This is a genomic window from Streptomyces atratus (assembly GCF_900119365.1).
GTDB classification, from domain to species: domain Bacteria; phylum Actinomycetota; class Actinomycetes; order Streptomycetales; family Streptomycetaceae; genus Streptomyces; species Streptomyces atratus_B.
Window position 1 is genome coordinate 348,537 of sequence record NZ_FPJO01000003.1, and the last position, 14,703, is coordinate 363,239.

At 70.6% G+C, this 14,703-nt stretch carries 15 protein-coding genes; 12 read left to right on the top strand and 3 right to left on the bottom strand.

What is annotated here, in order from left to right:
* Window positions 1-8: 8 nt before the first annotated feature.
* Window positions 9-686 carry a potassium channel family protein gene (locus BT364_RS08550; protein ID WP_072484498.1) on the bottom strand — a complete coding sequence of 226 codons (678 nt, stop codon included), beginning with the start codon at window positions 684-686 and terminating at the stop codon, window positions 9-11.
* A gap of 66 nt (window positions 687-752) precedes the next feature.
* On the opposite strand from BT364_RS08550, the gene BT364_RS08555 reads away from it, so the two are divergent.
* The gene (locus BT364_RS08555; protein ID WP_072484499.1) at window positions 753-1,313 is read left to right on the top strand and encodes an HIT family protein; all 561 of its coding nucleotides are present in this window, start codon (window positions 753-755) and stop codon (window positions 1,311-1,313) included.
* 73 nt (window positions 1,314-1,386) lie between these two features.
* Here the strand turns inward: BT364_RS08555 and BT364_RS08560 are convergent, their stop codons facing one another.
* On the bottom strand, window positions 1,387-3,057 hold the full coding sequence (locus tag BT364_RS08560; RefSeq protein ID WP_072484500.1) for a hypothetical protein: 1,671 nt from the start codon (window positions 3,055-3,057) through the stop codon (window positions 1,387-1,389).
* A gap of 147 nt (window positions 3,058-3,204) precedes the next feature.
* Window positions 3,205-5,430: an elongation factor G-like protein EF-G2 gene (locus tag BT364_RS08565; RefSeq protein ID WP_072484501.1), complete on the bottom strand. Its 2,226-nt coding sequence runs from the start codon at window positions 5,428-5,430 to the stop codon at window positions 3,205-3,207.
* Between the two features lie 264 nt (window positions 5,431-5,694).
* Here BT364_RS08565 and pgsA point away from each other — a divergent pair, with 264 nt between their 5' ends.
* The 11 genes from pgsA to yajC all read left to right on the top strand — a co-directional run bounded on the left by pgsA (window position 5,695) and on the right by yajC (window position 14,699).
* Window positions 5,695-6,369 carry a phosphatidylinositol phosphate synthase gene (gene pgsA, locus BT364_RS08570; protein ID WP_072484502.1) on the top strand — a complete coding sequence of 225 codons (675 nt, stop codon included), beginning with the start codon at window positions 5,695-5,697 and terminating at the stop codon, window positions 6,367-6,369.
* Complete coding sequence (locus tag BT364_RS08575) at window positions 6,366-7,301, top strand: phosphatidylinositol mannoside acyltransferase (RefSeq protein ID WP_072484503.1); 936 nt, start codon at window positions 6,366-6,368, stop codon at window positions 7,299-7,301. Before pgsA ends, BT364_RS08575 begins: the two co-directional genes overlap by 4 nt.
* Window positions 7,298-8,458, top strand: a complete 1,161-nt coding sequence (locus BT364_RS08580) for a glycosyltransferase family 4 protein (protein WP_072484504.1) — start codon at window positions 7,298-7,300, stop codon at window positions 8,456-8,458. Before BT364_RS08575 ends, BT364_RS08580 begins: the two co-directional genes overlap by 4 nt.
* 75 nt (window positions 8,459-8,533) lie before the next feature.
* On the top strand, window positions 8,534-9,079 hold the full coding sequence (locus tag BT364_RS08585) for a LemA family protein (RefSeq protein WP_072484505.1): 546 nt from the start codon (window positions 8,534-8,536) through the stop codon (window positions 9,077-9,079).
* Between the two features lie 169 nt (window positions 9,080-9,248).
* Window positions 9,249-10,169 (top strand): pyridoxal 5'-phosphate synthase lyase subunit PdxS, encoded by a 921-nt coding sequence (pdxS, locus tag BT364_RS08590; protein ID WP_072484506.1) that lies wholly within the window; start codon window positions 9,249-9,251, stop codon window positions 10,167-10,169.
* A 6-nt stretch (window positions 10,170-10,175) separates the two neighbouring features.
* Window positions 10,176-10,769 carry a pyridoxal 5'-phosphate synthase glutaminase subunit PdxT gene (gene pdxT / locus BT364_RS08595; protein ID WP_072484507.1) on the top strand — a complete coding sequence of 198 codons (594 nt, stop codon included), beginning with the start codon at window positions 10,176-10,178 and terminating at the stop codon, window positions 10,767-10,769.
* Between the two features lie 61 nt (window positions 10,770-10,830).
* The gene (locus BT364_RS08600) at window positions 10,831-11,583 is read left to right on the top strand and encodes a YebC/PmpR family DNA-binding transcriptional regulator (RefSeq protein WP_072484508.1); all 753 of its coding nucleotides are present in this window, start codon (window positions 10,831-10,833) and stop codon (window positions 11,581-11,583) included.
* A gap of 124 nt (window positions 11,584-11,707) precedes the next feature.
* The gene (ruvC, locus tag BT364_RS08605) at window positions 11,708-12,280 is read left to right on the top strand and encodes a crossover junction endodeoxyribonuclease RuvC (protein ID WP_072484509.1); all 573 of its coding nucleotides are present in this window, start codon (window positions 11,708-11,710) and stop codon (window positions 12,278-12,280) included.
* Complete coding sequence (gene ruvA, locus BT364_RS08610; RefSeq protein ID WP_072484510.1) at window positions 12,277-12,903, top strand: Holliday junction branch migration protein RuvA; 627 nt, start codon at window positions 12,277-12,279, stop codon at window positions 12,901-12,903. The genes ruvC and ruvA overlap by 4 nt, the downstream gene beginning before the upstream one ends.
* An 83-nt stretch (window positions 12,904-12,986) precedes the next feature.
* Window positions 12,987-14,060 (top strand): Holliday junction branch migration DNA helicase RuvB, encoded by a 1,074-nt coding sequence (ruvB, locus tag BT364_RS08615; protein WP_072484511.1) that lies wholly within the window; start codon window positions 12,987-12,989, stop codon window positions 14,058-14,060.
* 165 nt (window positions 14,061-14,225) lie between these two features.
* A complete protein-coding gene (yajC, locus tag BT364_RS08620; protein WP_072484512.1) occupies window positions 14,226-14,699 on the top strand; it encodes a preprotein translocase subunit YajC in 474 nt (157 codons plus the stop codon).
* Window positions 14,700-14,703 lie beyond the last annotated feature (4 nt).

Here is a 14,703-nt window from a genome sequence, read left to right on the forward strand (position 1 = left end):
CCGGAGAGCTACTCGCGCTCCGGGGGCCTCCTCTCGTCCTCCCGGGTGAAGACCTGCACCAGCCACGACGAGAACGACCCCGTCACCGCTCCCAGCAGCGCCAGCCCGCAGGCCATCAGGCCCGAGGCCACGATCCGGCCGCCCGGCGTGACCGGCACCGTGTCCCCGTACCCCACGGTCGTCAGCGTCTCGCACGCCCACCACACCGAGTCACCGAAGGTACGGATCGACGCCCCCGGCGCCTTGTGCTCCTGGTCGTAGACGGCGAGCGCGGCGGAGAAGCCGAGCAGCAGGGCGGTCGCCCCGGCGTAGGCGATCACGCGGGCGTACAGGCTCAGCCACGGCCGCTCCTGTCGCTGCTGGACCGCGGTGTAGACCCGGATCAGGCGCAGCGGCCGCAGCAGCGGAAGCAGCAGCACCACCGTGTCCAGCCAGTGCACCCGCACGAAGCGGAGACCGAGGCCGCTGAGCCGGATCCGTACGGCGTAGTCCGCCGCGAAGACCAGCCAGGTGACACCGACCAGCGCGAGGGCGATGTCCCGCCAGGGCCCGGTGTCCGCAGGGGCGAGCACGCGGACCGCGTAGCCGAGCAGGAAGAGCAGCGAGGCGCCGAAGAGCGGCACTTCCGTGCGTTGCTCCCAGCGCCGGAAGCGAAGAGGGGCGGAGTCGGCGGACTGGTCGCTCATCGCCTCAGCATCGCCGTACGCCGGCGGGTGCGGCCCCGGCGACACGCACCCCGGGAGCGAAGCAATATGCTGATCGCCATGACGAGTGAGCCGGAGCAGCAGATCGGAGTGGGAACGCCCGACGCGTTCCAGCGCCTGTGGACGCCCCACCGGATGGCGTACATCCAGGGCGAGAACAAGCCGACCGGTCCGGAGGCCGGCGACGGCTGTCCGTTCTGCGGGATCCCGTCGAATTCGGACGAGGACGGGCTCGTCGTCGCGCGTGGCAAGCATGTCTACGCCGTGCTGAATCTGTACCCGTACAACGGCGGGCATCTGATGGTGGTGCCGTACCGGCATGTCGCCGACTACACGGAGCTGGACGGCCCGGAGACCATGGAGCTGGCCGATTTCACCAAGCGGGCGATGGTGGCTCTGCGGACGGCCTCGGGAGCGCACGGATTCAACATCGGCATGAACCAGGGCGCGGTGGCGGGGGCCGGCATCGCGGCCCATCTGCACCAGCATCTGGTGCCGCGCTGGGGTGGCGACACCAACTTCATGCCGGTGGTCGGACACACCAAGGTGCTGCCGCAGCTGCTCGCCGACACCCGCAAGATGCTGGCCGACGCCTGGCCCGTCGACTGACCCCGGCTGCCGCTTTCCGACGGGGCCGCCCCGGCTTCCTGCCGGGGCGGCTTTCGCCTGTCCGGGCGGCCGGCTACGCGTCGTAGACGTCCGCCTTGCGCGGGGTCGGGTCCTGGACCGCGCCGCTCAGCACCATCGAGCGGTTGTCGAAGCGCTCGGTGTCGACGCCGTTCTCATCAAGAACGCGCAGGGCGGCGCTGTGGACGGCGCGCAGGACGGGTGTGGCGGCGCGCATCGCGTCGTCCGCCATGAAGCGGTGGCGCCACGGCTTCTCGGCCCAGGCATGACGCAGGCCGAACGGCTCGGGCAGGGCGATCTTGCCGCCCAGGTAGTCCAGCAGCGGCGGGTACCAGGTGAACGGGGCACGCAGGGCGAGGCGGACGACCTCACTGGACTCGACCAGCGGGAGCGTGATGTCGCGGGTCTCCCAGAACCGGACGGTCTTGTTGACGGTCTTGGTCTTGGCCGCGGGCTTGCTGGTGAAGAGCGAGTGGACCGGGCCGAGCGCGTGTCCGGTGACCTCGATGCGCAGGGTTTCGTGGAGCACCGTGACCGTGATCATCATCGTGATGATCAACTGGCCTTCCCAGAGAGTGAACTGGACGCCCAGATAGTGCCGGTCACCGCTGCCGAACTGCTGGTGGTTGCAGATCCGCTGTATCTCGTGCGGCTTGACCTGGAAGGTGGCGACGTCCTCGCCGTCGGGGCGGGAGACCGAGTCGGCGTTCTCCCCGACGGGGGACACGATCCAGTGGGTGACCGACGGGGTGGGGAACCCCCCGGTGTTCAGCGGACCGCGCTCCAGCACCTTGAGCTGGTCGTGGATGGCCCGTACCAGGTCCCAGCTGCGGAACTGGTGGAACTCCTTGCCGGGCTCCTTGGGGACCAGCTCCTCGGCGAGCTGCCAGCTGCCCCAGCGGGTGCCCATGCCGAGGATTCCCTTGGGGCCCGCGTAGAACACCGAGTTCGACTGCTGCTCGGCAGAGAGCTTCTCCAGACCCTGGCGGAGCGCCTCGCGTGAAGTCTCGTTGGGGTTCTTCGGCACTGCCTCGGGGATCTTGGCGATGACACCGCCGCCGGAGAGCAGCCCTTCCCACCGGGCGCGCATGTCCTTGGCGGAGGACTCGGCGATCCGTTTGGCGATGAACCAGCCGACGACGGGGGCGACGATCATCGCGCGGACGTAGAGCGCCAGGAACCCGTTGAGCGGCAGGCCGACCATGAAGACCAGCGCCACGATGCCGATGATCGGGAGCAGCGCGCCGCCCAGGGCGGAGAGCGCCTTGTCCTTGGTGTTGCCGAGGTAGTCGCGCAGGCGGAACGCGAGGACCCACAGGATCATGCCGGGCAGGAAGAAGAAGCCGAACAGGGCGGTGACGGCGGTGAGTTTGGTGTCGCGGCTCTTGCGGAGGCGGGTCGCGGACAGGCAGTGCTCGACGACGGTCTGCGGGTCGGTCCCGAAGGACTGGATGAGGGCCTTGCGGGCGCCGCCCAGCATGCGTTCCTGCACGGCGCGGGAGAACGCCTCGCCGAGATTGGGCTTGAAGTAGTCGGACCTGAAGAGCTTGGAACGGCCCACCTTGACTTCGGACTTGTGCCATTCGCTGTTGGCGTCAAGGATTTTCTCCACCGGGCTGTCGCGGTACGCGGCGGAGGCGAGGGCGTTCGTCGCCACCGCCTGTCCGCCCGAACCCTGGAGCGGGATCTGTGCTCCGGGAGAGAAATCGAATCCGTCGCTGGCCACTGTCGCCCCCACTCGCCGCCGAGGAACTGCTCCTGCGGCTGTTTCCCAACTGCCGTGCCCGGCACACCTTCTGAGCTGGGACCAAAGCGTATCGTCCGGAACGCTGCGCCGCCCGCCCCTGTGGACAAAGACGGGCGGCATGGCTGGTCATGAGTCGTTCGGGTTGTTCTCCTGCTGCTCGCGGATGCGTTCGGCGAGCAGCGGGGGCATGGCTTCGTGCCGGGCGTACGCCCGGTCGAAGCGGCCGGCGCCATGGGAGAGGGAGCGCAGGTCGACCGCGTACCTGCCGATCTCCAGTTCGGGCACCTCGGCCCGTACGAGGGTGCGGCCGGGGCCGGACTGCTCGGTCCCGATCACTCTGCCGCGCCGCCCGGACAGATCGCTCATCACCGGCCCGACATAGTCGTCCGGGACCATGACCTGGATCTCGGCCACGGGTTCGAGGAGTTGGATGCGGGTGTCCGCGGCGGCTTCGCGCAGGGCGAGGGCGCCCGCGGTCTGGAAGGCGGCGTCGGAGGAGTCCACCGAGTGGGACTTGCCGTCCCGCAGGGTGATGCGTACGTCGACGAGCGGGTGCCCGGCCGCGACCCCGCGGGCGGCCTGGGCGCGTACGCCCTTCTCGACGGACGGGATGAACTGGCGGGGCACCGCCCCGCCGACCACCTTGTCGACGAATTCGATGCCCGAGCCCGGGGGCAGTGGCTCCACGTCGATCTCGCAGATGGCGTACTGGCCGTGGCCGCCGGACTGCTTCACATGCCGGCCGCGCCCGCTGGAGGGGGCGGCGAAGGTCTCGCGGAGCGACACCTTGTGCGGTACGGCGTCGACCCGGACGCCGTAGCGGCTGCGCAGCCGGTCCAGTGCCACGTCCTGATGGGCCTCGCCCAGGCACCACAGGACCACCTGGCGGGTGTCCTGATTCTGTTCCAGGCGCATGGTGGGGTCCTCGGCGACCAGCCGGGCGAGCCCCTGGGAGAGCTTGTCCTCGTCCGCCTTGCTGTGCGCCTCGATGGCGAGCGGCAGCAGTGGGTCCGGAGAGGTCCAGGGGTCCATCAGCAGTGGAAGGTCCTTGTCGGACAGGGTGTCCCCGGTCTCGGCGCTGCCCAGTTTGGCGACGCAGGCCAGATCTCCCGCGATGCACTCGGTGAGGGGACGCTGCTGCTTGCCGAAGGGGGAGGAGAGCGCGCCGATACGTACCTCGGCCTCGTGGAAGGGGCGGGTCTCGTGGCCGGGCTCGGTGAGGCCATGGCCGAACACATGGACGGTCTCGTCGGGACGCAGGGTGCCGGAGAAGACGCGTACCAGCGAGACCCGGCCCACGTACGGGTCGGAGGCCGTCTTGACCACCTCGGCGACGAGCGGGCCGTCCGGGTCGCAGGTCAGGACCGGTCGCGACGCACCGTGCAGGGGGGTGACGTCGGGGAGCGGGCGCTCCAGCGGGGTCGGGAAGCCGCCGGTGATCAGGTCCAGGAGTTCGACGGTGCCGATGCCCTGTCGGGCGCCCGCGGCGGCGGGGGCCGCGGTGAGGACGGGGTGGAAGGTGCCCCGGGCGACGGCGCGCTCGAGATCGTCGACGAGTGTCTTGACATCGACCTCGGCGCCGCCGAGATAGCGGTCCATCAGGGTCTCGTCCTCGCTCTCGGCGATGATCCCCTCGATGAGCCGGTCGCGGGCCTCCTGGAGCGTCGTCCGCTCGGCCGGGGCGGGCGGGTTCTCCTGCCGCTCGCCCGAGGAGTAGTCGAAGATCCGCTGGGTGAGGAGGCCGGTGAGCCCGGTGAGCGGGGCGTGTCCGTCGGCGCCCTCGGGGCCGAGGACGGGCAGGTGGAGCGGGAGCACCGCGTCGGGGTCCTCGCCGCCGAAGATCTCGCCGCAGATCCGGGTCATACCGTCGAACGAGGTGCGTGCAGTGTCGAGGTGGGTGACGACGATGGCGCGCGGCATGCCGACGGCCGCGCACTCCTCCCACACGGCACGGGTGGCGCCCGCCACCGCGTCGGCCTCCTGGGCCGCCGAGACGACGAACAGGGCCGCGTCCGCCGCCCGCAGGCCGGCCCTGAGCTCCCCGACGAAGTCGGCGTAGCCGGGGGTGTCCAGCAGATTGATCCGGTACCCGCCCCAGTCGACAGGGACCACGGAGAGCTGTACGGAGCGTTGCTGGCGGTGCTCGATCCCGTCGTAGTCGGAGACGGTGGCGCCGTCCTCGACCCGGCCTGCCCGGTTGACCGCTCCCGCCGTCAGCGCGAGGGCCTCGACGAGGGTGGTCTTTCCGGAGCCGCTGTGGCCGACCAGCACCACATTCCGTACGGATGAGGGCCGGCCGGCCGTCGCTGCTCTGCCGGCGGCCCCGGTGTGCGCGTATGCCTTGTCGCCCATGATGCGTGCCTCCCGAGTAGGGGTGCGAAGCGGAGGGAATACCGACGCGATGTGGGAGATGTGCACGGGTACCGGTGAGCCGCCGCGGCGGCTACGGCGACGCCCGCGGTAATTCGAGCTTTCCACTCGGGCCAGGTCGCGTCCATACATGGCACGGCGCCGCGCGAGGCCGGGTGCCCGGACGGTGGAGTCCGGCGGGCGTGACTACGATGGGCCAGCCGGTGGCCGAAGGGGCCGCTCGGCCCACCGACCCTCGGGAAGGCCATGCTGAACAAGTACGCGCGTGCATTTTTTACGCGTGTCCTCACACCGTTCGCCGCACTGTTGCTCCGTCTCGGCGTGAGTCCTGACGCGGTCACTCTGATCGGTACGGCCGGGGTGATGGCAGGTGCGCTGGTCTTCTTCCCGATGGGGGAGTTCTTCTGGGGCACCATCGTCATCACGATCTTCGTCTTCTCCGACCTCGTCGACGGCAACATGGCCCGGCAGGCCGGTATCTCCAGCCGCTGGGGCGCGTTCCTGGACTCGACCCTGGACCGGGTCGCCGACGGAGCGATCTTCGGCGGGTTCGCGCTCTGGTACGCGGGCAACGGCGACGACAACGTGCTCTGCGCCGTCGCGATCTTCTGCCTGGCCAGCGGCCAGGTGGTCTCGTACACCAAGGCGCGTGGCGAATCGATCGGGCTGCCGGTCGCGGTCAACGGTCTCGTGGAGCGCGCCGAGCGACTGGTGATCTCGCTGGTAGCGGCCGGACTCGCGGGGCTGCACGAGTTCGGTGTCCCCGGGGTCCAGGTCCTGCTGCCGATCGGGCTGTGGATCGTCGCCGTGGGCAGCCTAATCACGCTGGTGCAGCGGGTCGTGACCGTGCGCCGCGAGTCCGCGGAGGCCGACGCGGCCGAGGCCGCCGCCGCAGGCCCGGGGAGCGGGACCGCACGGTGAGCGACGACCCCGGGGAGGCGCGGACCGGCCTGCGGGACCGGCTGACCGACGGGCTGTACGGGCTCGGCTGGACAGCCGTCAAGAAACTCCCCGAACCGGTCGCCCGGACGCTCTTCCGCACCATCGCCGACCAGGTGTGGAAGCGGCGCGGCAAGAGCGTGCTGCGGCTGGAGTCGAATCTGGCACGGGTCGCACCCGGGGCGTCACCGGCCAGGCTGGCCGAGCTCTCCAGGGCCGGGATGCGCTCGTACATGCGCTACTGGATGGAGTCGTTCCGGCTGCCCACCTGGAGTCCGGAGAGGATCAAGGCATCCATAGAGGTGACCGACGCGCACCGGCTGACCGACGGCCTCGACACCGGCCGCGGCGTCATCCTCGCCCTGCCGCACCTGGCCAACTGGGACCTGGCGGGAGCCTGGGTCACCACCGACCTCAAGGTGCCCTTCACCACGGTCGCCGAGCGGCTCAGGCCCGAGACGCTGTACGACCGGTTCGTGGCCTACCGCGAGGGGCTCGGGATGGAGGTCCTGCCGCACAGCGGCGGCGCCGCCTTCGGCACCCTGGCGCGCCGACTGCGCGCCGGCGGGCTGATCTGCCTGGTCGCCGACCGTGATCTGTCCGCCTCCGGCGTCGAGGTCAAGTTCTTCGGCGACACCGCACGGATGCCCGCCGGGCCCGCGCTGCTGGCCCAGCAGACCGGTGCGCTGCTGCTGCCCGTGACGCTCGGCTACGACGACACGCCCGTGATGAAGGCGCGCATCCATCCGCCGGTCGAGGTGCCCCGGTCAGGCAGCCGCACCGAGAAGACGTCCTCGATGACACAGGCGCTGGCCGATGCCTTCGCCGTCGGAATCGCCGAGCATCCGGAGGACTGGCACATGCTGCAACGGCTCTGGCTCGCCGATCTGGAGCCCCGGGAGGACACGACGTGAAGATCGGCATCGTCTGCCCGTACTCCTGGGACGTACCGGGCGGTGTGCAGTTCCACATCCGCGACCTTGCCGAGCACCTGATCCGGCTGGGGCACCAGGTGTCGGTGCTGGCACCCGCCGACGACGAGACACCGCTGCCGCCGTACGTGGTGTCGGCGGGCCGTGCCGTGCCCGTCCCGTACAACGGCTCCGTCGCCCGGCTGAACTTCGGCTTCCTCTCGGCCGCCCGGGTGCGCCGCTGGCTGCACGACGGCACCTTCGACGTGATCCACATCCACGAGCCGACCTCGCCCTCGCTGGGGCTGCTCGCCTGCTGGGCCGCGCAGGGGCCGATCGTCGCCACCTTCCACACCTCCAACCCGCGCTCCCGGGCCATGATCGCGGCGTACCCGATCCTGCAGCCGGCGCTGGAGAAGATCAGCGCACGGATCGCGGTGAGCGAGTACGCGCGCCGCACCCTGGTCGAGCACCTCGGCGGCGACGCGGTGGTCATTCCGAACGGGGTCGATGTCGGCTTCTTCGCCGCCGCCGAGCCCAAGGCCGAGTGGCAGGGGGGAACGATCGGCTTCATCGGGCGCATCGACGAGCCCCGCAAGGGCCTGCCGGTCCTGATGAGGGCGCTGCCCGCGATCCTCGCCGCCCGCCCGGACACCAGGCTGCTGGTCGCCGGCCGGGGCGACGAGGAGGAGGCCGTCGCCTCGCTGCCCGAGGCGATGCGCGAGCGGGTCGAATTCCTCGGCATGGTCAGCGACGAGGACAAGGCGCGGCTGCTGCGCAGCGTCGATGTGTACGTCGCGCCCAACACGGGCGGCGAGAGCTTCGGGATCATCCTGGTCGAGGCGATGTCGGCCGGAGCTCCGGTCCTCGCCAGCGATCTGGACGCGTTCGCCCAGGTGCTGGACCTCGGCGCGGCGGGCGAACTCTTCGCCAGCGAGGACGCCGACGCGCTGGCCGAGGCGGCGATCCGGCTGCTCGGCGACCCGGAGCGGCGTGCGGAGCTGCGCGAGCGCGGCGCCGCGCATGTGCGGCGGTTCGACTGGTCGACGGTCGGGGCGGACATCCTCGCCGTGTACGAGACGGTGACGGACGGCGCGGCCTCGGTGGCGGCCGACGAACGCACGGGACTGCGGGCGCGGTTCGGCCTGGCGCGGGAGTAACGGTCCGGGGATCGCGGTCCGGGCCCGCACCCGGACCGCCACGCCGTCCGCGCCCCGACGGTAGCCTTGCCGCCCGTGATCGAAACCCTCATCTGGATCGCCGTCGCGGTCGTCGCGATCGGCATGTACCTCAGCTGGACCGCCGGGCGGCTGGACCGGCTGCACACCCGCATCGACGCCGCACGGGCCGCCCTCGACGCACAGCTGCTGCGCCGTGCGTCGGTCACCCAGGAACTGGCCACGTCCGGTGTCCTCGACCCGGCCGCGTCCATCGTCCTGTACGAGGCCGCGCACGCCGCCCGCCAGGCCGAGGAGGAGCACCGCGAGGTCGCCGAGAGCGAGCTGAGCGCCGCGCTGCGGGCGGTCTTCGGCGAGACGGCACAGGTGGAGGCCGTGAAGGAGATCCCCGGCGGTGAGGAAGCGGCGTCCGAACTCGCCGCCGCCGTGCGCCGCGTCCCGATGGCCCGGCGGTTCCACAACGACGCGGTGCGCGCGGCGCGCGCACTGCGCCGGCACCGCAAGGTGCGGTGGTTCCGGCTGGCCGGGCACGCCCCGTTCCCACTGGCCTTCGAGATGGACGACGAACCTCCGGTGGCCCTCGCGGACCGCCCCGTCAGCTGACCGGACGGCCGTATTCACGCGTGACGGGGACCACATCCCGCCACGTACGCGTCCAAAACGATCCACCGGCCTTCCATTGGCCCTTGCAGTGGACTGTTCCCGGAGAGTTTGCTCAGCACTGCACCAACCAGCGCTTTTCGGCAACTTTTTCTCCGAGTGAGGTCGATCCATGTCCACGCTTCCCACCACCCCGCAGTCCGCCGACTCCCCGGCCACGGGCACCGCGCGCGTCAAGCGCGGCATGGCCGAGCAGCTCAAGGGCGGCGTGATCATGGACGTCGTCAACGCCGAGCAGGCGAAGATCGCCGAGGACGCGGGCGCCGTGGCCGTCATGGCCCTGGAGCGGGTGCCGGCCGACATCCGCAAGGACGGTGGCGTGGCCCGGATGTCGGACCCGAACATGATCGAGGAGATCATCGAGGCCGTCTCCATCCCGGTGATGGCGAAGTCCCGTATCGGCCACTTCGTCGAGGCCCAGGTCCTTCAGTCCCTCGGAGTCGACTACATCGACGAGTCCGAGGTCCTCACCCCGGCCGACGAGGTCAACCACAGCGACAAGTTCGCCTTCACCACCCCGTTCGTCTGCGGTGCCACCAACCTGGGCGAGGCCCTGCGCCGGATCGCCGAGGGTGCGGCCATGATCCGCTCGAAGGGCGAGGCCGGCACCGGCAACGTCGTCGAGGCCGTCCGCCACCTGCGCCAGATCAAGAACGAGATCGCCCGTCTGCGCGGCTACGACAGCAACGAGCTGTACGCCGCCGCCAAGGAGCTCCGCGCCCCGTACGAGCTGGTCAAGGAGGTCGCGGAGCTCGGCAAACTGCCCGTCGTGCTGTTCTCCGCAGGCGGTGTAGCCACCCCCGCCGACGCCGCGCTGATGCGTCAGCTCGGCGCCGAGGGCGTCTTCGTCGGCTCCGGCATCTTCAAGTCCGGCGACCCGGCCAAGCGCGCCGCCGCGATCGTGAAGGCCACCACCTTCTACGACGACCCCAAGATCATCGCGGACGCTTCCCGGAACCTGGGCGAGGCCATGGTCGGCATCAACTGCGACACCCTGCCCGAGGCCGAGCGCTACGCCAACCGCGGCTGGTAATCACTGATGAGTGACACCCCTGTGATCGGAGTCCTGGCCCTCCAGGGCGACGTACGGGAACACCTGATCGCCCTGGCCTCGGCTGACGCCCTGGCCAGGCCGGTCCGGCGTCCCGAGGAACTCGCCGAGGTCGACGGCCTGGTCATTCCCGGTGGCGAGTCCACCACGATGTCCAAGTTGGCTTCCCTTTTCGGCATGCTGGAACCGCTGCGCGAGCGGGTACGGGACGGAATGCCGGTCTACGGCACCTGCGCCGGAATGATTCTGCTCGCCGACAAGATCCTCGACCCGCGTTCGGGCCAGGAGACGGTCGGCGGGATCGACATGATCGTGCGCCGCAATGCCTTCGGGCGGCAGAACGAGTCCTTCGAGGCGGCCGTCGAGGTCGCCGGCATCGAGGGCGGGCCCGTGGAGGGCGTGTTCATCCGCGCCCCCTGGGTGGAGTCGGTCGGCGCGCAGACCGAGGTGGTGGCGGAGCACGGCGGCCATATCGTCGCCGTACGTCAGGGAAACGCCCTGGCCACGTCATTCCACCCGGAATTGACCGGAGACCACCGCGTTCACGCGCTGTTCGTGGATATGGTGCGCGCAGTCGGCTGACTCGATCCCGGTAGGATCTCTCGGGTTCGAATCGTTTTTGGTGACGCGAAGGAGAAGGCAGATGTCCGGCCACTCTAAATGGGCTACGACGAAGCACAAGAAGGCCGTGATTGATGCCAAGCGCGGCAAGCTCTTCGCGAAGCTGATCAAGAACATCGAGGTCGCGGCCCGCACCGGTGGTGTGGACCCCGAGGGAAACCCGACCCTCGTGGACGCGATCCAGAAGGCGAAGAAGAGCTCCGTACCGAACAAGAACATCGACTCCGCGGTCAAGCGCGGTGGCGGTCTCGAAGCGGGCGGCGTCGACTACCAGACGATCATGTACGAGGGTTACGGCCCGAACGGTGTCGCGGTGCTCATCGAGTGCCTCACCGACAACCGCAACCGTGCCGCCTCCGACGTGCGTGTGGCGATGACCCGCAACGGCGGCTCGATGGCCGACCCGGGTTCGGTCTCGTACCTCTTCAACCGCAAGGGCGTCGTCATCGTCCCCAAGGGCGAGCTGACCGAGGACGACGTCCTGGGTGCCGTGCTCGACGCGGGCGCCGAGGAGGTCAACGACCTCGGTGACACCTACGAGGTCGTCAGCGAGGCCACCGACATGGTCGCGGTCCGCACCGCGCTCCAGGAGGCGGGCATCGACTACGACTCCGCCGAGGCCAACTTCCTGCCCACCATGCAGGTCGAGCTGGACGAGGAGGGCGCGCGCAAGATCTTCAAGCTCATCGACGCGCTGGAGGACAGCGACGACGTGCAGAACGTCTTCGCCAACTTCGACGTCTCGGACGAGGTCATGGAGAAGGTCGACGCCTGAGCCGCGCCCAGCGCAGCCTTCACGGACGGGCCGACGGGGACACACCCCGTCGGCCCGTCGCATTGTCAGTGCGAGCCGATAGCCTGCGGGAACAGTTGACCGATCGGTACGGAGGGGGCGTCCCATGCGGGTGCTGGGCGTGGACCCGGGGCTGACCCGGTGCGGTGTCGGCGTCGTCGAAGGCGTCGCCGGCCGCCCCCTGACGATGCTCGGCGTGGGCGTCGTCCGCACCCCGCCCGACGCGGAGCTCGGCCACCGGCTGGTCGCCATCGAGCGCGGCATCGAGGAATGGCTCGACGCGCACCGGCCCGAATTCGTCGCCGTGGAGCGGGTGTTCAGCCAGCACAACGTCCGTACGGTCATGGGTACCGCCCAGGCCAGCGCCGTCGCCATGCTCTGCGCGTCGCGCCGCGGCATCCCCGTCGCCCTGCACACCCCCAGCGAGGTCAAGGCGGCCGTCACGGGCAGCGGCCGCGCGGAGAAGGCGCAGGTCGGCGCCATGGTCACCCGGCTGCTGCGGCTCGACGCCCCGCCGAAGCCGGCCGACGCGGCCGACGCCCTCGCCCTCGCCATCTGCCACATCTGGCGTGCCCCCGCCGTCAACCGCCTCCAGCAGGCACACGCGGCAGCCGCCGCGGCCGGCACCCGGCGCGTTTCCCGTAACCCCGCAGTTCCCGTCCGGAAGGTCCCCCGATGATCGCCTTCGTCAGCGGCCCCGTGGCCGCACTCGCCCCGACCACGGCCGTGATCGAGGTCGGCGGCATCGGCATGGCCGTCCAGTGCACGCCGAACACCCTCGCCGGCCTCCGGATCGGCCAGGAGGCCAGGCTCGCCACCTCCCTCGTCGTACGGGAGGACTCGCTCACCCTCTACGGCTTCGCCGACGACGACGAGCGGCAGGTCTTCGAGCTGCTCCAGACCGCCAGCGGGGTCGGGCCCCGGCTCGCCCAGGCCATGCTCGCCACCCACAGTCCCGACGCCCTGCGCACCGCGGTCGCCACCGGCGACGAGAAGGCGCTCACCGCCGTCTCCGGCATCGGCAAGAAGGGCGCGCAGAAACTCCTCCTCGAACTGAAGGACAGACTCGGCGAGCCCGTCGGCGCCCACGTCGGCCGGCAGGGCATCGGCACCGCCGTCACCTCCTCCTGGCGCGATCAGCTCCAGGCCGCCCTGATCGGCCTCGGCTACGCCACCCGAGAGGCCGACGAGGCGGTCACCGCCGTCGCCCCCCAGGCCGAGGCGGCCATCGCCGAGGGCGGGCAGGCGCCCGTGCCGCAGCTGCTGCGTGCCGCACTGCAGACCCTCAACCGCGCGCGCTGACCGGAGCGCGACACCCCGGGGAACACCCCGACGCCGGGCCGGGCACCGCACGGCACCGAAACACCCGAGGCGGGACAGACTGAATGAACTGGGACGAGACCGGACCCGACACCGACGAGCGGCCCGACGAGCGCCTCGTCCAGGCCGACGCGGACGGCGAGGACACCGCGGTCGAGGCGGCGCTGCGGCCGAAGGACCTCGATGAATTCGTCGGCCAGGAGAAGGTGCGCGAACAGCTCGACCTGGTCCTCAAGGCGGCCCGGGCCCGCGGCGCCACCGCCGACCACGTCCTGCTCTCCGGCGCCCCCGGCCTCGGCAAGACCACCCTCTCCATGATCATCGCGGCCGAGATGGGCGCGCCGATCCGGATCACCTCCGGCCCCGCCATCCAGCACGCGGGTGATCTCGCCGCGATCCTCTCCTCCCTCCAGGAGGGTGAGGTCCTCTTCCTCGACGAGATCCACCGCATGTCGCGGCCGGCCGAGGAGATGCTCTACATGGCGATGGAGGACTTCCGGGTCGACGTCATCGTCGGCAAGGGCCCCGGCGCCACCGCCATCCCGCTGGAACTGCCGCCCTTCACCCTGGTCGGCGCCACCACCAGGGCCGGACTGCTGCCGCCGCCGCTGCGCGACCGCTTCGGCTTCACCGGCCACATGGAGTTCTACGCACCCGCCGAGCTGGAGCGTGTCGTCCACCGCTCCGCCCGCCTCCTCGACGTGGAGATAGACGTGGAAGGCGCCGCCGAGATCGCCGGCCGTTCCCGCGGTACCCCGCGCATCGCCAACCGGCTGCTGCGCCGCGTCCGGGACTACGCCCAGGTCAAGGCCGACGGACGGATCGACCGCCCGGTCGCCGCCGCGGCCCTCGGGGTCTACGAGGTCGACGCCCGCGGCCTCGACCGGCTCGACCGCGCGGTGCTCGGCGCCCTGCTGAAGCTCTTCGGCGGCGGGCCCGTCGGGCTGTCCACCCTCGCGGTCGCCGTGGGGGAGGAGCGCGAAACCGTCGAGGAGGTCGCGGAGCCCTTCCTGGTCCGGGAAGGGCTGCTGGCCAGGACACCGCGGGGCCGGGTCGCGACGCCCGCGGCCTGGGCCCACCTGGGTCTCGTGCCTCCGCAGCAAGGCGGAAAGGGACAACAGGGCCTGTTCGGGGCGTGATGTGTCACAGGTTGACCGGAGCAGGAACCACACGGCGGCTTTGGGCGTTGTTCCATCGATGCGGACTCGCTTAGACTCCGCCGATGCCGCCCTTACAGGTCGGTGTACCCACCCCCGTAGATACAGGCCGCCTTCCAGTGCGGTCGTGCGAAGGAAACTCGTCCCGTGAATCCCGTGACCCTCCTCCCCTTCATCGTGCTCATCGGGGCCATGTTCCTGATGACGCGGTCCGCCAAGAAGAAGCAGGCGGCCGCCGCCCAGATGCGCAACGAGATGCAGCCCGGCACCGGCGTCCGGACGATCGGGGGCATGTACGCCACCGTCAAGGAGCTGCACGACGACACGGTTCTCCTTGAGATCGCGCCCGGCGTCCACGCCGTCTACGCCAAGAACGCCATCGGCGCCGTCCTCGACGACGCGGAGTACAACCGCATCGTCCACGGCGACGACGAGAGCGACCTCGACGGCACGGTCGTTCCCGACGACGCCTCCTCGCTGACCGAGGCCGGCACCGACGAGGACGACGCGGACGACGCCCGGATCGATCTGGGCAAGAAGGCCGACGAGGCCGAGCCGAAGGACGCCGAGTCCGGCAAGAAGTCCGAGGGCAAGGACGACGGCGAGGCCGACGCGAAGTAAGCCA